The 20969-nt window shown below is 46.4% G+C and carries 16 protein-coding genes, 2 tRNA genes and 1 riboswitch; of the genes, 16 read left to right on the plus strand and 2 right to left on the minus strand.

Annotation, left to right across the window (positions count from 1 at the left end; translation table 11 throughout):
• Nucleotides 1-4 precede the first annotated feature (4 nt).
• From DCMF_RS21540 to DCMF_RS21550, 3 genes are all read left to right on the plus strand, one after another.
• Nucleotides 5-1015 carry a CotS family spore coat protein gene (locus DCMF_RS21540; protein WP_148136333.1) on the plus strand — a complete coding sequence of 337 codons (1011 nt, stop codon included), beginning with the start codon at nt 5-7 and terminating at the stop codon, nt 1013-1015.
• A gap of 12 nt (nt 1016-1027) precedes the next feature.
• Nucleotides 1028-2146, plus strand: a complete 1119-nt coding sequence (locus DCMF_RS21545) for a glycosyltransferase family 4 protein (RefSeq protein ID WP_148136334.1) — start codon at nt 1028-1030, stop codon at nt 2144-2146.
• Nucleotides 2147-2365: 219 nt separating this feature from the next.
• Nucleotides 2366-3433 carry a two-component system sensor histidine kinase NtrB gene (locus DCMF_RS21550; RefSeq protein WP_148136335.1) on the plus strand — a complete coding sequence of 356 codons (1068 nt, stop codon included), beginning with the start codon at nt 2366-2368 and terminating at the stop codon, nt 3431-3433.
• Nucleotides 3434-3462: 29 nt separating this feature from the next.
• Here the strand turns inward: DCMF_RS21550 and DCMF_RS21555 are convergent, their stop codons facing one another.
• Complete coding sequence (locus DCMF_RS21555; protein ID WP_148136336.1) at nt 3463-3984, minus strand: peptidylprolyl isomerase; 522 nt, start codon at nt 3982-3984, stop codon at nt 3463-3465.
• 165 nt (nt 3985-4149) lie between these two features.
• Between DCMF_RS21555 and DCMF_RS21560 the strand changes: the two genes are divergently transcribed.
• From DCMF_RS21560 to DCMF_RS21570, 3 genes are all read left to right on the plus strand, one after another.
• Complete coding sequence (locus DCMF_RS21560; protein ID WP_148136337.1) at nt 4150-5598, plus strand: LysM peptidoglycan-binding domain-containing protein; 1449 nt, start codon at nt 4150-4152, stop codon at nt 5596-5598.
• A gap of 180 nt (nt 5599-5778) precedes the next feature.
• Complete coding sequence (locus tag DCMF_RS21565; protein WP_148136338.1) at nt 5779-6798, plus strand: CotS family spore coat protein; 1020 nt, start codon at nt 5779-5781, stop codon at nt 6796-6798.
• 13 nt (nt 6799-6811) lie between these two features.
• Entirely contained in the window at nt 6812-8815 is a 2004-nt protein-coding gene (locus tag DCMF_RS21570; RefSeq protein ID WP_148136339.1) for a glycosyl hydrolase family 18 protein, read from the plus strand.
• Between the two features lies 1 nt (nt 8816).
• Here the strand turns inward: DCMF_RS21570 and DCMF_RS21575 are convergent, their stop codons facing one another.
• A complete protein-coding gene (locus tag DCMF_RS21575) occupies nt 8817-9428 on the minus strand; it encodes a DUF2284 domain-containing protein (protein WP_148136340.1) in 612 nt (203 codons plus the stop codon).
• Between the two features lie 211 nt (nt 9429-9639).
• Nucleotides 9640-9726, plus strand: a riboswitch (cyclic di-GMP riboswitch).
• Nucleotides 9727-9784: 58 nt separating this feature from the next.
• Here DCMF_RS21575 and DCMF_RS21580 point away from each other — a divergent pair.
• The 10 genes from DCMF_RS21580 to tilS all read left to right on the plus strand — a co-directional run bounded on the left by DCMF_RS21580 (nt 9785) and on the right by tilS (nt 20903).
• Nucleotides 9785-11755 (plus strand): methyl-accepting chemotaxis protein, encoded by a 1971-nt coding sequence (locus tag DCMF_RS21580; RefSeq protein ID WP_214658798.1) that lies wholly within the window; start codon nt 9785-9787, stop codon nt 11753-11755.
• Between the two features lie 145 nt (nt 11756-11900).
• Complete coding sequence (locus DCMF_RS21585) at nt 11901-12911, plus strand: CotS family spore coat protein (RefSeq protein ID WP_214658799.1); 1011 nt, start codon at nt 11901-11903, stop codon at nt 12909-12911.
• 9 nt (nt 12912-12920) lie between these two features.
• Nucleotides 12921-13946: a CotS family spore coat protein gene (locus DCMF_RS21590; RefSeq protein WP_148136343.1), complete on the plus strand. Its 1026-nt coding sequence runs from the start codon at nt 12921-12923 to the stop codon at nt 13944-13946.
• Nucleotides 13943-14572, plus strand: coding sequence for a metallophosphoesterase family protein (locus DCMF_RS21595; RefSeq protein ID WP_148136344.1), 630 nt, complete (start codon nt 13943-13945; stop codon nt 14570-14572). Before DCMF_RS21590 ends, DCMF_RS21595 begins: the two co-directional genes overlap by 4 nt.
• Nucleotides 14569-15702, plus strand: a complete 1134-nt coding sequence (locus DCMF_RS21600) for a glycosyltransferase family 4 protein (RefSeq protein WP_148136345.1) — start codon at nt 14569-14571, stop codon at nt 15700-15702. The genes DCMF_RS21595 and DCMF_RS21600 overlap by 4 nt, the downstream gene beginning before the upstream one ends.
• Nucleotides 15703-16064: 362 nt before the next feature.
• A complete protein-coding gene (locus DCMF_RS21605; RefSeq protein WP_148136346.1) occupies nt 16065-16508 on the plus strand; it encodes a DMT family transporter in 444 nt (147 codons plus the stop codon).
• A 113-nt stretch (nt 16509-16621) separates the two neighbouring features.
• Nucleotides 16622-16698 (plus strand) — tRNA-Met (locus DCMF_RS21610).
• Nucleotides 16699-16703: 5 nt separating this feature from the next.
• Nucleotides 16704-16782, plus strand: a tRNA-Glu gene (locus tag DCMF_RS21615).
• A 205-nt stretch (nt 16783-16987) separates the two neighbouring features.
• Nucleotides 16988-19420, plus strand: coding sequence for a stage II sporulation protein E (gene spoIIE, locus DCMF_RS21620; protein WP_148136347.1), 2433 nt, complete (start codon nt 16988-16990; stop codon nt 19418-19420).
• A 94-nt stretch (nt 19421-19514) separates the two neighbouring features.
• Nucleotides 19515-20903, plus strand: coding sequence for a tRNA lysidine(34) synthetase TilS (gene tilS, locus DCMF_RS21625; RefSeq protein ID WP_214658800.1), 1389 nt, complete (start codon nt 19515-19517; stop codon nt 20901-20903).
• The last annotated feature ends 66 nt before the right edge of the window (nt 20904-20969 follow it).

The following is a 20969-nucleotide window of genomic DNA, read 5'->3' on the forward strand; positions in this document are numbered from 1 at the left end:
AAGCATGGGGAGAAACAACGATTATGTGCCGGAAAGTTTTCTCGGCATCTTAAGCCAGTATGACATTACGCCTGTTCGTGTGGAAGCCTATAAGCTGATCTACAGAGTGGAGGCCCGGGAGGGGATCTTCGCCTTAAAAGAAGTGAAATATCCGGAAAATGAGTTTTGTTTTATCTACGCGGCACTGGAGCATTTGGCTTCTCACGGATTCAGCTATGTGAACAGGGTTCTGCCTGTAAAAAACTATTATCCGTATGCGGAGTATCAAGGCAAAAGGTATGCCCTATCTAAGTGGATTCAGGGGAGGGAGGCCGATTACAGCCGGAGGAATGATGTAAAAATTGCCGCCCAAACCCTGGCTAATTTACATAAGAGCTCCAAGGGTTTTACCCCTCCTCCCTATGAGGGAAGAATCAAATGGGGCACCTGGCCCGATTCCATGCAGGGCAAAATGAAAGAATTAATGGATTTTAAAAAACAGGTGATGAAAAAAAATCAGAAAACTCTCTTTGATCGTGTTTTTCTTGCCTATGTGGATTATTATATCCATGAGTGTGAAAAAGCGTTAGAAATGCTAAACAAAGGCGGATATGAAAAAGTCAATGGGAAGGAAGCACAGGAGCAATTTTTTTGCCACCATGATTATGCACCGCACAACGTGATCATTGATGAAAACGGCACAGGACATGTGATTGATTTTGACTATTGTATCAGTGATATCAGGTGCCATGACGTAGGCAGCTTAATGCTGAGAGTGATGAAAAGGAGCAATTGGGACTATCGGCAGGCTGTTCAGGCTTTGAATTATTATGACAGAGTACGCAGGGTTTCATCCAGAGAAACGAAGGTTATTAACGCCCTTTTAAGGTTTCCCCAGGATTTCTGGCAGGTGGCTTTTGCGCATTATATTGAACAGAACCAACCTCAAGAGCGGTTGCAGCGTAAGATCAAAAGCTGGGTATTGGATAAAGAATTACGGGAAAAAGGCCTAAGAAAGTTGGATAAACTGATATAATGGGGTGAAAGAATGAAGGTTGGCATCGACAGCCGCGCGGCGATCTGGTACCGGGGAACCGGCATGGGTACCTATACCTATCAATTAATTCGCAATATCTACTTGATTGATAAAAAGAATGAGTACCATTTTTTTCTGCCCAATGAAAGGTTCCAGGGAACAGACCCTTTAACCAGCGGGGTCTTTCAAAGCATTGCCCAAAATACCGACGCATTTTGGGAGACCGTGATTGCAGAAGGAACGATCACTCCTGATGGGATTGATATTTATCATGTACCCCAGAACGGCATTGGCCTGCCGCCGAAAAAGAACTTTCCTACCGTTGTAACCGTACATGATTTGATCCCTTACCTGCTGCCGGAAAAGGTGGGTCCCGGATATTTAAAGATCTTCCAGAAAGAAATGCCCCGCATCCTGGAAGAAGCAGATCATGTGATCACGGTTTCCGAGCATTCCAAAAAAGACCTGCAAAAATTAATGGGTGTTTCCGAGAAAATGATTTCCGTGATTCATGAAGCACCCGAATCCACCTATAAGCCGATTAAACGAGAAGTGGCCAAAGCCCGGATTCAAAACAAATATGGCATCAGCGGCCGTTTTATTCTTTACATTGGCGGTTTTAACCCGAGAAAAAATTTGCGGGGATTGATCAACGCCTACCACAAAATCTATAAAGACACAAAAATTCCCTGCAAACTGGTGATCCTGGGAAAGCCCTCCCGGGATTACGTAGGGTTAGTAGAACTGGTGGAAAGCCTGAATCTAGGGGGCTGGGTGCTTTTTCCCGGCTTTATTCCCATGCAGGATCTCCCTTTTTTTTATAATGCCAGTGATCTCTTTGTCTATCCTTCCTTTTATGAGGGATTTGGCTTGCCTCCCATTGAAGCTTTGGCGTGCGGGACCCCGACCATTGTGTCAAATGTCTCATCTTTACCGGAAGTGGTGGGAGATGCCGCCCTTTTGATTAACCCCCATGATCTTTTATCCCTGGCTACCACCATGCACCGGGTATTGACGGAACCGGATCTGGAACAGGACTTAAGGAAAAGAGGTCCGAAAAGGGCCCAAAATTTTTCTTGGACCAAGACTGCCGCCCAAACCATCAAAGTATACCAGGATGTGGCAGGCTAAGGAGAAAGAAACACGGGGACGGTCCTATTGTTTCCGCTAGCGGAAACAATAGGACCGTCCCCGTGTTTCTTTAAAGGGAAGGTCGTTTTTTGGCGAAAGAAATTTAAAAAAAGAATCGGTTTTTTCAGTTCTTTTTTACAAAATAAGACATTATTCTTACGCCCTCTAATGTAAAATTAAATAGGTAGCTATGTTGTCGTAATAACTGGGGGAAAAGTAATGATGTTAAATGACCACAGCAAAATACATGAAATATTTGCGGATATACTTTCCAGTATTACCGATGCATTATTGGTTTTGGATCAACAGTCCAATATTATTTATTCCAATCAGATGGCAAAAGAACTATTTCTGAAAGAAAACCAGAAATATGGCGAGGGGGAAAAATTCTCCCCTTTTATTTTGCCGGAGCCCCATTTATCTCAGGGCCTTTCTCAAGGAACTGTCCTGCCCGGATCGATCCCTTTTGAATGCTATTTTTCCCATGTGCAGAAATATATGGAGGTAAGAGCTTTTCCTTTCCCGAAAGGGATTACCCTTTTGCTCCATGATATTACGGAAAGGAAAATATATGATCAAGAAAAGGATCATGCCGCGGAGCGCAAACAATTTGAAATTGAAATGGAACGGTTGGACAGACTGAATTCATTAGGAGAAATGGTGGCGTGTATCGGTCATGAGTTGAGAAATCCCATGACCACCGTACGGGGGTTTCTTCAATTGCTGGGCGAGCAAGCAGAGTGTCTGAAATTTAAAGATTCCTTTGATTTAATGATCGAGGAACTGGATAAATGCAATTCCATTATTACGGAATTCTTATCCCTGGCTAAAAATAGAGTATTAAATTTGGAGTCAGGCAGCCTAAATGAGATCGTGATGGCGATCGCTCCTTTGATTCGGGAAGAGAGCGCCAGGGCCGACAAAAATGTCATGTTTGAACTGGAAGAAACACCTGATTTATTATTGGATCAAAATGAAATTCGGCAGCTCATTCTTAATTTAATGCGCAATGCCTTAGAAGCGATGGGCCCGGGGAAAATGCTGGTTGTGAAAACCTATCGGGAGGGCCTTGATGTGGTGTTGGCAGTCAAGGATCAGGGGCCCGGGATGGACCTTTCCATCATTGAAAAAATTGGTATCCCTTTTGTAACGACAAAGGAAAACTGTATCGGATTAGGCCTGGCGGTTTGCTTCAGTATCGCCGCAAGGCATAATGCGGTAATTACCTTTGATACCTGCAGCAAAGGCACCACCTTTTTTGTCCGCTTTAGAAAAAGAACGGCTTAATCCTGAAGAAAGCCCTGAGGGCTTTCTTCCTACATCTTTTCTACCGGATCATCCGGCGCACCAAAGGTTTCCACCGTGACTTTTTTCATTTTTTTTTCTTTCAGAGGTTTATCCATGGCATTTGTTGGTACGGAAACAATACCGTCAACAACATCCATGCCGGATGTTACTTTGCCGAAAGAGGCATATTGGCCGTCTAAATGGGGAGCATCAGCAACCATGATGAAAAACTGGGACCCGGCAGAATTAGGGTTCATGGTTCGAGCCATCGATATCACTCCCCGTTCATGCTTGAGGGGATTCGCATGGCCGTTGCCGGAAAACTCTCCCTTGATGCAATATCCCGGGCCGCCGGTTCCTGTTCCTTGGGGACAGCCTCCCTGGATCATAAATCCCGGAATCACTCTGTGAAAAAGAAGTCCGTCATAAAAGCCCTGTTTAATCAAGGAAATAAAGTTTTTCACCGTGTTGGGGGCGTTGTCCGCATAGAGTTCAATGCCGATTTTTTGCCCGTCTTCCATTTCGATCGTAACCAAAGCATTATTTTTCATCTTATTTCTCCTTATTTTTGTTAGAAGTATCTCCTATTATATCAAAATTTAACACCAAACTTAAGCTTTCCTTTTTTCTTTTTTGGGCGAATAAAAAGACAAAACAGTCATATTAACAGAACCCCGGCATATGTTTTTTGTAGAGCAATACCGGGAGGAGATAGAATGAAAAATGATGTTTATGCACCGGTCGTAAAAACTTTGTTTATTCCTGAGGGCAATCCCGGGGTGCAATCAGTCCATGAAATCAGGGCAATCCCTAGGATTCATGATGCCCAGGGAGACTCTCAGGAGATTACGATCACCGGTGAAATGGATATCTCTATTACTTATTTGCCGATGCGTGAATCCGACCATGAACTGCCTTGGAGAACGGTGAATTTTGAAGATGAAGGAGATTTTACCGATACAGAGCCTGATGAAAAAGTGATCGCCCGTCTGGAATCTGCGCTCAGAGAAGAGGATGATTTTGACCGCAGGGAAAATCAATACCGGGATTTGAGTCTCAACGTTCCCTTTACCTTAGCCATTGGAACGGAAGATCTGGGTAGAGACCACGTGGTCAAATTGGAGCCTTGTGTCCATAGTACCAACTGGTTTGTCGTTAGTCCCAAGGCCATTGAGTTTGAGGCTGTTTTGCAGCTCGCTCCTCAGGAGGAACTTGAAGCAGAAGAGATGGAGACAGGGGAGCAGGACGATTTTGCAGGTCAAGAAGAAGTTGATGCCTATCTCAATCTGAGCCGTACCGAGAAACCGGTGCAGAAAGCTGTACCGGTGCAAAAAGTTGAACCAGTACAAAAAGCTGAAGCGCTGCAAAAAGTTGAACCGGTGCAAAAAGCTGAATCAGAAGAGATAACTGAATTAGAAGAGAAAGCTGAATCGGAAGAGATAACTGAACCGATACAGATAACTGAACCGGTACAGAAAGCCGGATCGGCACAGAGAACGGAATCGATGCAGAAAACTAAACCGGTGCAAAAGGTTGAACCGGTACAAGAGGAAGAAGAATATGTAAAATGGGAGGCCGGTGCAGAGGAAAAACAGGAGAAAACGGTGCCCGTCAAAGCGGATCAATTTGAGGCGGCCCATGGGGAAAAAGAAACAAAACTGCCTGAAAAGGCGGAGATAAGTAAAAAAACGGCGGCGAAAGAAGGATCGGAAAATATTCCCCCAAAAAGTCAGGAAAAAGAAAGCGCCGGATCTGTTAAACCCAGCCCGGTTTCCAGTATCAAGCCAAGCAGTGCCGGTAAAACGGATGCGGCTAAGAAAAGCGAGATTAATAAGAAAGCTCACCAGATGCCCATGGTCAGCAAAATAAAGTCGATTTTTACCGGGAAAGAGGGGGGCGGGCAGAAGCGAAACGAGGATCAGGTTTCCGGTCCGGTAAGCACTGGACCCCAAACAACGGCTGAACAGGATTATGCCGAGAGCAAGGGGACGTTCTTTTCCAGTAAGGAGTTTTATCAAATGAAATTTTACCGGGTCCAGTTAGGGGAAGATTTAGATGCGATTGCGGATAAACTGGGGGTTTCCAAAGAAAGTATCCGCGAATTAAACGCGGTGGGGGAAGAAGAGATAAAATTCGGCTTATTGTTATCGGTACCGAGAATGTAAAGCATTTTTTGCTCGATCAAAAAGCACAACGTGTTCCGTTGTGCTTTTTGGCATTTTTCCGGAGAGGAATCATATTTATTAAAATAAAGCTCCTCATAAATTGGGGACATTCCTCGGCGGAATAGGAATGCCTGATATAGAGGTGTGTCCCCTGACCTTATTAAAAAAGGAGTGGGTCAGGTGGAAATACGGAAAATGTGGCAGGAAGACTGCCGGGAATTAAATATTGACACCTGGGCGCTGAAACAGTGGGATTTTGATCTTTATCACATCATGCCCAGGGGAAAGGTGATCATGCTGGAAACCGACCGGGGAACCAAGTGTTTAAAAATTGTGCAGAATACGGAGCATGAGGTTTTCCATCTTTTTTTATTACTGGAACATTTAGCTCAGCAGGGTTTTAAAAAGGTGCCCCGATTGATCCGGACTAAGTTTGGCGAACCCTATCACAACATCGGTAACCGGTATTACTGTATTTCAGACTGGATTGACGGGCGTCCCATTGATCTCAGAGACCAGAACGATGTTTCAAAAGCCATCCGGCAACTGGCCCGGTTGCATCAGGCCGCAAAAGGATTGATTTTACCGATGGAAAAAGAGGCCAGCTTTGACAGGAATAACTGGAAAAGGGACTTTATCATTATTGCGGTAAAACTGGAGGAACTGATGCCCGCCGTCACCGGACCCCCTTTTTTGAAACAGAGCCTGCGCATGATGGCCTCTCAGGCGGTAATTTCCTATCGGATGTTGGAGCGAGCGGGGTATCACCAATTCAGACAGCTGGTGAAAAGGGAGTTGAGTTTTTGTCATGGAGCTTACCACAGCCATCATGTCATTGCCAGTCCTTCCGGGGAAATATTCATTACCGGATTTGACGGCTGGCAGAGAGACCTTCGTTTAAGGGATCTGGTTGATTTTATCCGTTTGGTAGGGTCGGCAGAAGGGTGGAACAGCCCCATCGCCTCCCAAATTATTCCGGAATATGCCGGTATTTATCCCCTCGATGCCGCCGAAATTGAAATCATCCAGGCTAATTTATGGTTCCCCGTTGGATATTGGCAGCTGTTGAAACAACTGGCCCAGGAAAATTCGGCATTGGATCAAACAAGGGAAAGAATGGACTCTTTTCTCCGTCAGGAAGAAGAAAAACAAAAATACTTGGCAGAATTGACTCAGTGGGTAGAAAGAAGAAGCTGTTAGGGGGAATGAGCAGATGTCAAAAAGAAGAAAATCACTGGCAAAAAACGGAGAGAAACTAATGGTGGAATACTTGCGTCATGCGGAAATTCTTGGTGAATGGGATTTAAGGCCGAAAAAGATCAAAAGAATGGGCAATGAATATAAAATTAAGACCCAGCGGGGAGAAAAAGTATTAATGGTGAGTTATCAGGAAGAACGGATTCGTTTTATGCACCATGTGTTGGAACATTTGGCCTTTCATGGGTATTCGAAAGGAATTCCCCGGCTCATCCCTACCAAATACGGCGATTATTTTGTCAAAGGTGAAATGGGCATCTATTATTTAACCGACTGGTTCGGGGGAAAAGCGTGCACCGCAAAAGATGGGGATCAGATCATAGAAATGGTCCGGACATTGGCGGAGATGCACCTGGCGGCCCAAAAGGTGGATCAGGTGCCGGATTCTGTGGTGAGAGAAAGGTGGTATGATCTTTCGGAGCAGATGACCAGGGGTGTCCAAAAAGTAAATGAAAAATTAGGGCATCTCCCGGAAGAATTTCAACAGGCCTGGACTACCTTTGCCTCGATGGCGCACAGGGCGCAAGACTTATTACGGGTATCCGGATTTAAAACCCTGGTGGAGCGGGCCAAAAGGGAAAAAACTATTTGCCACAGGCAGTTTCGCCTGAAAAATATCGTCATTACGGATCATGCGCTTAGTATTCTGGGCTGGGAGCATTGCGCCTACGGTGTCCAGGTGGCAGATCTCGTCTACCTGATGAACAAAATGATGCCGAAAGTTGCCTGGGATTATACCCTGGGGGAGCAGGTAATAAAAGCGTATCATCGCATTAAGCCCCTTGCCGATGCGGAAATGATGACATTGGGAGCAGCACTGATGTTTCCCGCGGCCTTTGTAAAATTTGTGGAGAAGTATCAGGACGGTAGATTTGAAGAAGATAAAATCGGTCGTAAATTCGATCAGTTAATGGAACAGGAAGAAAAGAAGGTCGCTTTTTTAGAAGCATTTTTTGAGCGGTATGGTCTCAAGGGTTCCTATGAGGGAAAAAATGCCTCCCTGATGTCAAATGCCTGGTATTTCATTGCTCCGGACGATCTGAAACAGTATCTAAAAAGCGGGGCCCAGGATGTTTCCTGTTTTCTTCCCTTCAGTTTCACGGTCAGCCCCCAGGGAAAACTGCAGGAACAATTTGATATGAAGATCTGTAAAATATCCCAAGAACATCAGGTGCCGGTAATTCCGGTGATTTATACCCCGAAACAATCAAAAGAAAGAAAGATCATTTCCGATGTACTGGCAGATCCGGCGTGCAGAGAAAAGCTAATCCGTGAAATTGATCGGGTTTTAGAAATCTATGCCTTTCCAGGCGTGAACATCTATTTTGATTTAGAGGATGCGGACGATCAAGAATACTTTACTGTTTTCATGCAATCTTTAGCGGAAGAGATCCGCCCCCAAGGGAAAATGCTGCTGGCTACTGTGGCGGCGGCGAAGGGCCAGCATTTATATTATGATTATGCCCAACTAGGCAGCTGGTGTGATTATTTGTTGGTGGAAATAATGGATGAAAACTTCGGTTTGCCGGGACCCAGCGCCTCAAGACAATTTGTCCAGGCGGCCCTGATTTATGCGGCGGCATACGTCCCACGGGAAAAAATTGTCGCGGTGTTGCCCGTTTGCGGGTATCGCTGGCGGGAAAGGAATCCCGTCCGAGAGCCGATCTCCTTTTTAGAAGGGCAAGACCTGCTTACATCTCAACAGGGAAAATGGAAGCGGGATCCGGATTCCGGGGTAATTTCGGGGAAAATCACGATGGATGGCAGAGAAAACGAAATATGGATGGAAGATGCCCAATCTGTCTTTGATAAAAAGTTTTTCGTCCAGCAGTTTGGGGCAGCCGGCTGCGCTTTTTGGCGTTTAGGCTTGGAAGACCCCCAACTCTGGAAGAAGGAACCTGTTGCCCGTATCAATATGGAAGAATCTTTTAGTGAAGATGAAGATGATGAAGAAGAGTGACTTAAAGTACATAGATCAATTCAGCTTCATCCACCGGTTTTTTGGTGAGTAAACATGCTACAGAAGACACATAGTTCGGCGCAATCCCCTGGGCGCACCAGTCAAGCTTATGATTCAAAAAATCCGCACAGATTTTTATCACGTGCAATCCCAGAGATTCCATGCTGTATCTCATTTCTTTCGGTCTTTTACATCCGGAGCTCTTGTCGATACAGGAGCATTGCAGGCAAAGCCTGCAGATACCGCTGGACAGCATGCGTCCCTGGTATTTTTTTTCTAAGGAACGGAGGGACCTTTCCAGAATAGATCTTAAAACAGTATTGGCGGTGCGTATTCTTTGATCCAGATTTTCAATATGATCAAACTGGTCCAGGGCAGTGTAGAAGAGTACGATCACAGCATGATCAAAACTTTTCTCATACAGGGAGTAAGACGGGCTGTGGGGAGGACAGGACCAGGTCCTGTTATAATCCGGGCAACCCTCGGCACATAACCGGGCTACGTTTTCTTTATCTTCATAGGACAAAAGGGCCCGCGCAGGTACACCGCAGGCTCTGACATGAATGGGTATTTGGGCAGAAGGAAAGGTACTGGTAAAAACGGTTTCCCACATCACTGATCACCACCTGGCCGATAAATCGAAAAAATTTTTTCTCCCCCTACAGAAAAAATTATACCATATCTTTAAAAAAGCCCCAAGGTTTTTTCGGGCAGGGAACACCTGGGTACGGTCGCCCGTTTAAGTGGGCGTTTGTGACAAATATTGACAAGCAAGCGCAAATTTTGTAAAGTAATAATAATTGTTTTTATTGTTTCCCATACTTTCCGATTAAAGGCAAAACTGCCGAAAGGCAGCGACGCAAAGCTAAAGGGCCTAAAACGAATCAAAGTTAAGGCAGCCAGCTACCGAAGAAGTATTTTTGTTTTTTTTGAGGTGTTGATAAATTAAAGGGAAATGGGGGAACGAATTTGTCAGGCAGAAAAATGACAGACTTAAAAATTAAGACAAAGCTATTATGTTGGGTAGGACTGATGGTATGTTTTGCTTTTGTGGTCACCATTTATTTTGTTGCTTCAAAATCAAGCAGGATGGCCGAAGAATCTGCCCAAGAAATTGCCTCGGAAATGGCAAATTATTATGCTTCTTATGTACACGATGAAGTAGATACGGGGATGACCATTGCCCGGACCTTGGCGCAAACCTTTTTCACCCTGAAAGTAAGCGGCAAGGCGGACCGGGATGCTTTAAATCAAATATTAAAGGACGCGGCAGAAAAAAATCCTCAGTATATTGCTGTTTGGACCTGTTGGGAGCCCGATGCTTTGGATGGCAAAGACCGTATGTTTGTGGACAAGCCGGGTCACGACAGTACGGGCAGGTTTATTTCTTACTGGAAAAAGGACGGCACGGTGGAGCCTTTAGCTCTTTATGAGACTCCGGGGGCGGGAGATTATTATCTGCTTTCCAAAGAATCCCATAAAGAAACGGTGTTGGAGCCTTATCTGTACACCACAGGAGGAAAACAGGTGCTGATTACCAGTTTGGTGGTGCCTATTCTGGAGCAGGATCGTTTCTTAGGGGTGGTGGGTATTGATATTGGGCTGGACAGTTTTCAGAAAGTGATATCCGGCATCAAACCTTTTCAGACCGGCTCTTGTACCCTGATATCCCATAATGGATTATATGTGGCCTATACCGATGAAAAACAATTAGGGAAAGATATCGGTTCCACGCCGGAAAAAATACAATGGAAAAAGAATATCAAAGAGGGAAAAGGCTTCTCTACTACCAGCACCGATACCAATGTCTACCGGGTTTTTGTTCCTGTCGATATCGGCAACGTAGGAACTCCCTGGTCCCTTTCCATCAATATTCCTTGGGATAAGATCGTCGCGTCAGCAAATGAGATCAGGCAGTTTGCCATGATCATTGCGGCAATTTCTTTGGCCATCGTTTTAGGGGTGCTCTACCTGGTGGCCCATCGTATCGTCAAGCCCATCGAAAAAACGACCGATTTACTGAAGGATATTGCGGAAGGAAACGGTGACCTGACCAAACGGCTGACTATCGGCAGCAAGGATGAGATTGGCCTGATGAGCCGGTATGTCAATCAATTTGTAGAAAATACCCAACATATCATTAAAAATATTGCCGAAACTGCGGAGAGTCTGGCGGCATCAACCCAGGAGATGTCCGCCGGTACCCAGCAAATGTCCAGCGGCGCCCAGGCGCAGGCCAGCCAGGTGCAGACCGTGCATTACAGTATTGACCAGATGGTTTCCGGCATTACAGACGCCGCCGGAAAACTCCACTCCGCTGCCCAAACGGCACATGAAACGAATAACAAAGCGCTGAACGGGGCAGAGAAAGTACAGCTGGTTACTGCCGGCATGAAAAAGATTCATGATACGGTGGAGAAGGTAAGCAATAATTCTGAAAAAATCGGCGCTATTCTGGACGTGATTGACGACATTGCGGATCAAACCAATTTGCTCGCTTTAAATGCTGCCATTGAAGCAGCACGGGCAGGGGAACAGGGACGGGGTTTTGCTGTGGTGGCGGAAGAAGTAAGAAAACTGGCAGAAAGGTCCGGCGGCGCGACCAAAGAAATTTCTCAACTGGTCAATACCATTCGTCAAGACAATGAGCGGGCCGTGGAGGCTGTTGCTGAAGGGATGAAGGTAACGGCAGAAACGGGCCGGGCTTTTGATGAGATTAGAACTTTTGCCGGACAGACCAATCTGATGATTGATGAGATTGTTCAGACATCGGAGCAAGCGGCTCAGACCGGTCAGGAAGTGGCTCAGACCGCCCAAGAAATTGCCGCCGTGACACAAGAAAATGCGGCCGGAGTGGAAGAACTGGCCGCTTCTTCAGAAGAAATTGCCGCCCGGGCGGAAGAATTAGGGGCGTTAGTGAGGCGTTTTAAAACTGTTTAACCGGAAAAAGCTTTCCGTAAAAAAACGGGTCACCCAAGCATTACGTTGGGGGACTCGTTTTTTTTGGGCCTTTTTGTCAATTTGGATAAGCGGATACTCATAATCTATAATAGAATTCTTTCGCGGGATACAGGGGAAAGGTCAGGTGACAACCTTGAAAGGGATTTTACCGGTACTGAATCAATACGGGGTTACGGTAAAGGCCATCGCGCCCATCCAGGAAGATGTCTTCTGGGTAGAAACCAGCCGGGGGACCTTTTGTTTGAAGCGGGCTGACAAAGGAGAGCATAAAATGCTCTTTATTTATTCGGTTTTAAAGCATTTGACGGACCATGGCTTTCATAAGATTTCCGCGCCGGTGGCGGCGAAGGACGGATCACCACTGGTGATGCTGGACGGGGATGCCTATTTTATGACAGAGTGGGTTTCCGGTGTCCCCTGCGATTTTGCCCGCAATGATCATTTAGGGGCTGCGGCCCGGACCTTAGCCGAATTTCATCAATATGCCAAAGGGCTTCAGGTTCTTAGCGGCGCAAAAGCCCGGTCCATGTATCGTAAATGGCCGGAAGTTTTAGAAAAAAGAGCGGCCGATCTAAAAGATTTCAAAAATATCACCCAACAGAAAGACCAGTTAACGGATTTTGAGAAGAAATATCTGGCCACCGTTGATTATTTTATCGAAAAAGGAGAAAAAGCGCTTGAGACGCTAAAATCCTCAGATTACCGCCAGATCGCAAAGGATGCGGAAGGGCAAAAAACCTTTACCCACCGGGATGTGGCGGCCCGTAATTTTATCATTGGCGAGGACCGGGAGGCTTATCTGATTGACTTTGATTATTGCCGGTATGACCTCAGGGTAACCGACGTGGTACGGATGGTGGAAAGAACATTAAGAAGTTTCAAGTGGAATGTGGATAAAGCAAATTTAATCCTGGATGAGTATAACAAGGTATATCCTTTAGAAAAACCCCAATATCGGATCATGCTGGCCTTTTTTCAGTTTCCCCAAAAATTCTGGCGCATTTCCCACCGGTATTTTAACCGGAAGCAAAAATGGCAGGAAGAAGGCTATTTAAAAAAATTGGCTTCCGCAACCCGAAAATTAGAGCTCCAAGAAAAGTTTCTCCTGCAATTTGAACAAAAGTATGGTAACTAGGAGGGCGACATGGATCGTGACAAAATGATTTCCATTCTGCAATGGTGGGAGGAAACTCCCCAGGAAATAAAAGCTGTGGGGGATGTCTACCAGGTTGATACCGGCCGGGGAAAAATCTGCCTGAAAGAAGTTACCGGCAGTATGGACAGGGTTTTGATGATGATGGATGCCATGAATTATGTAAAAAGCCGGGGATTCTCCTTGATGGCCCCTTGTATTCCTGCCCGGGACGGCAGGATGGTTGTTCCCGATCATCAGACCTATTATTTTGTTCAGGAATGGATGGAGGGCCGGGAGCCGGATTACAGGAATGCCGGCGACATGTCGCTGGCCGCAGAGGCGGTGGCTCAATTTCACCGGGCCAGTATCGGTTTTACGCCGGGTAAGGGATATCAAGCGAAAAATAAACTGGGAAAATGGCCCCAAAAACTGAAAGAAAAAACAGATGATCTGAAAAAATTTTTGCATTTAGCCAGAAGTGTTCCCCAACCGAAGGAATTAGAAAGGGAATTTAGGGAACATGGTGATTGGCTCCTGGATCAGGCCGCCGAGAGTACGGACCGTTTAGCCCAGTCCAGGTACCAGGATCTGGTGGAGGAAGCACGGGATTGGGGCACTTTAGTCCATGGAGATACAGCCGCGAGAAACTTTGTTTTGTTTCAGGAAAAAATCTATCTCATTGATTTTGACGCCATTGCCATCGATATCCATGTGACAGATTTATGGCGACTGCTGCGCCGGACGCTTTGGAGAAATCATTGGGATATGTCGTTGACCGCCCGGGTTTTAAAAGCATATGGTAAATTTGTCCCTTTGGAATCCAAACACATGGAAGTTCTTCTGGCCTTTCTGCAATTTCCCGAGATACCCTGGAGAATTGTGAAGGAGTACTATGAAAAAAAGCATGAACATTTTTGGAATGAGCCTTATTTAACGGAGAAATTTGCCTATTATGTGCATCAATATAGAGAGATCGAGCGCTTTCTGAAAGCTTTTGCCGCTATGATCTATTCCTGGCCGGAGGTGAATCCATGAAAATTGCCGTCATTTCAGATACCCATGTGCCGCACAAATTCGAAAAACTGTCCCAACGCATGAAAAAGGGCTTGGAAGGCGTAGATCTAATTTTGCACTGCGGCGATATTGTTACGCCGGAAATATTGGAAGAGATTGCCGCTTTTGCCCCCGTTCATGCGGTGGCAGGAAATCATGATCTCCCCTTTTTCGGAAATAGGTTGCCCCGAAAAAGGGTGGTGGAAGTAGCAGGGTTCAGAATCGGCATGATCCATGGTGACGAATTGGCGGAAACACATATCAAAAAGTCCCAGCAATATGATTTAATTTATCAAATTGTTTTAGAGCCCTTTTTACATGATGAACCGGTTGATTGCGTGGTGTTTGGGCACAGTCACCTGCCTCTGATGGAATCTTTTCAGGCTGTCTTTCGGCCTCCTGACCGGGCGGGAAAAAAAATGAAACAGGATGTGCTGTTATTCAATCCGGGAACCCCTGTGCGGAACGGCCGATTGTCTACCATGGGCTATATTTATCTGGAGGATGATGTGATGCGGGCAGAGATTAAAGTATTTACTTTTTCCAGATTGGGCAAGGATCAGGAAGACCGGAAGCACCAAATAAATTTCCGGGAGGAGATAGAATGAAAGTAGGAATTGATGCCAGAGGGGCGATTTGGTATCGGGGCACAGGGATCGGCACCTATTCATTCCAATTGCTTTATCATTTAAAACAACGTCCGGAGGGGGCCAATTACCGGTTTTTTTGGCCGGGGGAAGAATTTGCGGATCTAGACCTGAACAATCGTGAGGAATTTGTTAAAATAGAAACCAGCACCCAGTACTGGGAAGAGCATTTTTTGCCCGGGAAGCTGGAAAAAGAAAACATCGATATTTACCATGTACCGCAAAACGGCATTGGCATTCCTCTGGTGAAAAAGTGTCTCCAAGTGGTGACGATTCATGACTTGATTCCCTATATTTATCCGGAAACAGTGGGCAAGGGTTATTTAAAAACCTTTCTCACGGAAATGCCCCGGATCATGGAACAGGTAGACCGGATTATTACTGTTTCCCAATGGTCCAAAAAGGACATTGAACAGATTTTTGGCTTCCCCGGAGAAAAAATCGACGTCATTTTTGAGGCACCGGAACCGGTTTACCAACCCCTGGATCAAAGTTGGTGCCGGAATTTTCTCGCCCGGCATTATGGCATCGGGTCCGATTATATTCTTTATGTGGGCGGTTTCAGTCCCCGGAAGAATCTCAAAGCACTGCTGATGGCTTTTGCCAAAATATTGGGGGAAGTAGATTTTCCCTGTTTTCTGGTTTTGCCCGGGAGAAGACAAAAAGAGCAGGACTATTTAGATGCCTTGATCAGCGCCCTGGATTTAAATGACAAGGTGATTTTTCCCGGTTTTGTGCCGGTGGATCATCTGCCCTATTTTTACCGGGCGGCCAGGTTATTCGTCTATCCTTCCTATTATGAGGGTTTCGGGCTTCCTCCCCTGGAAGCGATGGCATGCGGCACGCCCACCCTGGCGGCAAAGGCTTCTTCTATCCCTGAGGTACTGGAGGATGGGGCCATTTTGTTTGACCCCTTTGACAACAGGGATTTGATGGAAAAAATGTTTTTGGTATTGACGGACCCGGATCTGGCGGAAAAATTGGGCCAAAAGGGTTTGAAACATACGGCGAAGTTTTCTTGGGTGAAGGTAGCGGAAGAAACAGCACAGGTCTATGACAAAATGTTTTCTTCAGTCTATCAGAGAATATAAGTTCTTTCTGATAGATCTAAGTGCAACTAAGGTTTACGCCGGCGCCAGAGGCTTGGCGCAAGCCAAGTTTTCTAATAAAAAAGCCCGTCCGGGCTTTTTTGGTATACTGAGAAGGAAAGGAGGAAAAAATAATGAAGATTTCTGAATCAATTGGGGACATTCCTCGCTACAAGAGTCAAGAGGTAAGAACAAGATCTTTGGTTCTTCATTCCTGACTCTAGCTTACCTTTCTTGCTTCTGGCTTCTTGTATCTTGCTTCTTGGATGAGGTGTGTCCCCTAACATAAATTGGGGACATTCCTCCGACGGGATAGGAATGCCCGAAATAGAGGTGTGTCCCCTAACATTTAAAGGAGAAAAAAGATGAAATTTTTCCTGCCTCTGATATTGGCTGCCCTATCAGGAATTGCCATGGCCATCCAGGGTTCCCTTAATTCCGTGATGGCAAAAGTGATTGGTTTGCTGGAAGCCACTTTCATGGTGCATGTGATCGGTCTGGCGGCCGTTACCGTCGCCTTATTCGGGCTCAAGCTGGGAGAAGGGAATCTGGGCAAGCTGGCCCAAGTTCCCTGGTATGGATATTTGGGAGGGATCATTAGCGTACTGATTATTTATGGTGTTGTGGCCAGCATCCCCAAAATCGGTGTGGCAAACGCGACCACCGCTATTATTGTCGGCCAGGTGACGACTGCCTTGCTCATCGACTGTGCCGGATTATGGGGATTAGAAAGGTTCCCCATGACCTGGACCAAGGTCCTGGGCGTGGTTCTTCTCGCGGCAGGCGCTAAGTTGATGCTGGTAAAGTAGGCTGTTTTCCGGGAAAGAGAGGAGAAAAAACTGGAATATATTTATGTAAAGAGAGAGGGTATTTGGTCTTGACATTTTGAAATTGTTCAGGTAATATCTAAAAGTAACGATTTGGCGGTGTAGCTCAGCTGGTCAGAGCACACGGTTCATACCCGTGGTGTCACTGGTTCAAATCCAGTCACCGCTACCAAACATGGCCCGTTGGAGAAGCGGCTTAACTCACCAGCCTTTCACGCTGGCAGTTTCAGGGGTTCGAATCCCCTACGGGTCACCAAATGAGTCAGGGGACGGTTCTTCTTGTCGCAAAATTTGCGACAAGAAGAACCGTCCCCTGACTCATTTTCTGGAAAACCAAAAAAGATTGTTGAAAGTTAAAAAGATGGTCGCAAAGTTGATCAGCGGTGCGGTTCTAATCTGACAAGTTTCTTTCCGCCCCTATTTTATAATGGAAAGCGAATAAAAGCTGGGGGCGTGGTTCGATGTCGGAAAATCCTAAAGTACACAGTTTTCGCCAAAGGGTAAGAAAAAAGCAAAGAACCCTCAACTGGAAGTTTAAATTTAAATGGCCGGATCTTTCTTTTGGTGAATGGCGGGAACATTTGCCCGAAATGCTATTTTTTGCTTTAGCCGGATTTTTGCTGGGCCGGGCGCAAGTCTTGGGCAGTTTACTCCCTTTTGGACCGGCCTATTTTGCGGCGCTGGTGTGTAGTGACCGGAAACAGGTGGTGATCCAAGCATTTCCCGTCATAGCAGGGCTGTTAACGGTGGTTTCGGGTCAACAGCTCTTTTGCAACATAGGCGTGATCGGGATTTTGGCGGTTGTCTTTCTGCTTTACTCCATCGACGCAAACCGGCAATGGGTCGCGGTGCCCGCTTTGGTATTAACTGCCGTGATTGTGGCAAAAGGCCTTACCCTTTTTTTGGGACAGGCCTCAGACTATTTAATCATGTCTGCCATATTTGAAAGCCTGTTTGCCGCCGGCCTGTCCCTGGTATTTTTGGTCGTCATCGAAGTGATTCGGGGCAGGCGTTTTTTAGACCGGCTGGCCGCAGACGAAGTGGTATGTGTCTTTATCTTTATTTTAGGGCTGATTATGAGTTTAGGAAGCTGGAGTATTGGGAATGTAGAAATACGCAGCATGCTCAGCCGGCTGCTGGTGATGCTGGCCGCATTTTTAGGCGGGGGCGGGGCAGGCGCCGGTATTGGGGCCTTAGTAGGTGTGATCCCCAGCCTGTCCGAGATGATTGCGCCCTCGGTGATCGGCATGTATGCTTTTTCCGGTTTACTGGCCGGTGCTTTTAACGGCTTTGGCCGGATGGGCGTGGTGATGGGTTTCTTTTTAGGAAATTTATTGCTGGCCCTCTATTTAGTAAATACGGCTTTGATCTTATCCTCCCTTACCGCATCGATGGCAGCGGCTGTTTTATTTTTTATCCTCCCGAAAGAATGGCTGTTACAGGCGGGAAAATTATTCAGTTACAACGCAGCCTGGCCTATTAAAACCCACAAAGACGACAGTATTCGGCGACTGACCCTGCAGAAATTAAACAACATGAGCAAGGTGTTTGAAGAGTTGGCGTGCACGTTGGAACAACTGTCCGGCGACATGGAACCCGAGGAGGATCAGCACATCAACTCCGTTTTGAATAAGATTTCTGTCCGGGTATGCCAGGATTGCACCTTGCAAAAGATGTGCTGGGAAAAAGATTTTTACCAGACCTACCGGTCCATTATGGCCTTATTTACCACGATTGAGACCAATGGCTATGCCAGCATCAAGGATATGCCTGCCACCCTGCGCAAAAGATGTTCCCATGCCCGGGAAATGCTGGCGGCAGTGAACTGTCTCTATGAACTGTACCAAAAAAATTATTATTGGCAGCGTTATATGGAGAATACCCGCAATCTGGTGGCCAACCAGATGACCGGGTCGGCCCAGATCATTGACAAGGTGGCCAAAGAAATCAAAAACTCCGGCAGATCCCGGGAACTGCTGGAGGTCAATTTGAACAAAGCTTTAGCGAAAAAAGGCTTTTTTGTTGACAAAGTAACGGTAACGGAAATGGGGGAAAAAATTCTCGATCTCACTTTAGAACTGCAGTCCTGCCCGGGGGTGGATGAATGCGGGCAGCTTCTTCCCGGCGTTGTTTCCCGCTTAACCGGGAAAGAATATAATGTCTTTCAGTCCAATTGTTCTTTTGATACCGGCGTCAAAACCTGCTGCTTCCGCATGCTTGCCTCAGGAGCTTTGAAATTAAAGATGGGGAAATGCCAGATGGCGCGGGATGAGGACAGCATTTGCGGGGATAGTACCGGCAGTATCTTGCTTTCGGACGGAAAAATGATTATTATGCTCAGCGACGGCATGGGCGTGGGCGCGAAAGCGGCCCTAGAATCAAGCACCACCCTGGCTCTTTTGGAACAACTGCTGGAAACCGGTTTTAACCAGCAAGTTGCTATCAATACCATTAATTCGGTTTTAATGCTTCGCTCCAAAGAGGAAAGCTTTGCTACTTTGGACATCTGTATTGTGGACTTATATTCCGGGGAAACCAATTTTATCAAGATTGGGGGAGGCCCCAGCTTTATCAAAAATCATCAGGATGGGGTAAAAATCATCCGGGGATCCAGTTTACCCATCGGCATCCTGCACACCGTAGAAATGGAGACGATTCAAGAATTAATCGGCGTGGGGGACACGATCGTGCTGGCGTCCGACGGCTTGCTGGATACAGGGAAAAATCTGGAGGATGCGGAAAAGTGGATTGCCGGAATTTTAGAGAGCAGTAGTGAACGCAGTCCTGATAAATTAGCAGAGTCCTTAGTGAAAAATGCGGTTAATTTTGCCGGAGGCAAACCCCGGGACGATATTTCCGTATTCATCGCCGTGGTGGAAGATTATTCGGCATAAATTTTGGCCATAATAAAGGAAAATGATGAATGATGAAGAAAAAGCACGGTAGGGAACACCGTGCTTTTTAAATGATACCTGGATGGGAGATACCATGGAAAAGCTTGTCTTAAAAACCATCAAAAAGTATGGGCTGATTCTGCCGGGACAGATCCTTGTGGCCGCAGTCTCCGGGGGGCCGGATTCCGTGGCCATGCTGCACCTTATTCGCAAGCTCACAGTATCCTGGGGTGTGAAAATTCATGTGGCCCATTTAAACCATATGTTCCGGGGGGCACAATCAGAGGAAGAAGCCTGTTTTGTGGCCGGAATGGCCCAGGAAATGGGTTTAGACTGTACCGTGGAATCTTTTGACGTTCCTTCCTATATTAGTAGAACCGGTCTTTCACCGGAAGAGGGAGCCCGGAATATTCGGTACAGTTTTTTACAGCGCATCGCCCAGGCCTGTAAAGCCGATGCCGTGATGACGGCCCACCATGCCAATGATCAGGCAGAAACGGTGCTGCTTCATTTAATCCGGGGGGCGGGTCCGGAGGGGTTAGCGGCTATTTCGCCCCGGGAAGGAAACCTGATCCGGCCCTTGCTGGAAACCGGCCGGGAAGAGATTCTCCATTATTGCCGGGAAAAACGCTTGGCATACCGCATGGACCCTTCCAATGAGGAGGACGTCTATCAGAGAAATAAGGTTCGGCTAGACCTGATACCCAGATTGAAGAAGCTTAATCCCCAAATTATCAATGCCCTGACCAGGACGGCAAATATTTGCCGCAGTGAAAACCAGCTCGTGCAGGAAATTACGGAAGAAGCCATGGGGCAGGTAGAGCTGGTGCGCCAAGAAAGGGGGGCTACCCTTGATCTAAACCGGTTGGATCAATTTCACCTGGCGATCCGGCGCCGGCTGATCCGGAAGATCGTGGATGACTTTACGCATGCCCCGGGCAGCCTGAGCTTTGACCATACGGAAGATATTTTGAATTTAAGGCCAGGCAAAGAAATTTGCCTGCCTGGCCGCTTATACGCCAGAAAAGAAAAGGGAAGACTAATTTTCAGCCGCTGCCCTAACTTTCCCCAGGAGGATTTTGATTTTTTTACGCCGGTGCCCCTGCGGGTACCCGGCATCACCCGGATCCCCCAGCTGAATATTTCACTGGAAACAGAGGTCATTCCCTGGCCGGAGCCCCACTACGTAAAAAATAAAAACAGCGCCGCTTTTCATTTGAACGTGTTGGATGGGCAGCTGTTTGTTCGGGGCCGTCTGCCGGGAGACCGTTTTCAACCCAAGGGGCTGAGCGGAACAAAAAAACTGAAAGATTTTTTTATTGATGAAAAAATACCCCATGAACAAAGGAAGGCAGTCCCCTTAGTGATTTCCGGAGATAAAATCATTTGGGTGGTAGGGTACCGGACTGGGGAACAAACGGAAGCAACTCCCCTAAACGAGAAAGCACTATGGATAAAAGTAAAAAAGTTATCACGGGCATAAATAGGTATGTTTGAAAATAAAAATAAACTATGGTACAATTGTTAAGTATGAGATATTTGCCCATTT

Origin of the sequence: Candidatus Formimonas warabiya (assembly GCF_002777255.1) — a bacterium.
In the GTDB taxonomy this organism is placed as follows: Bacteria; Bacillota; Dehalobacteriia; order Dehalobacteriales; family Dehalobacteriaceae; genus Formimonas; species Formimonas warabiya.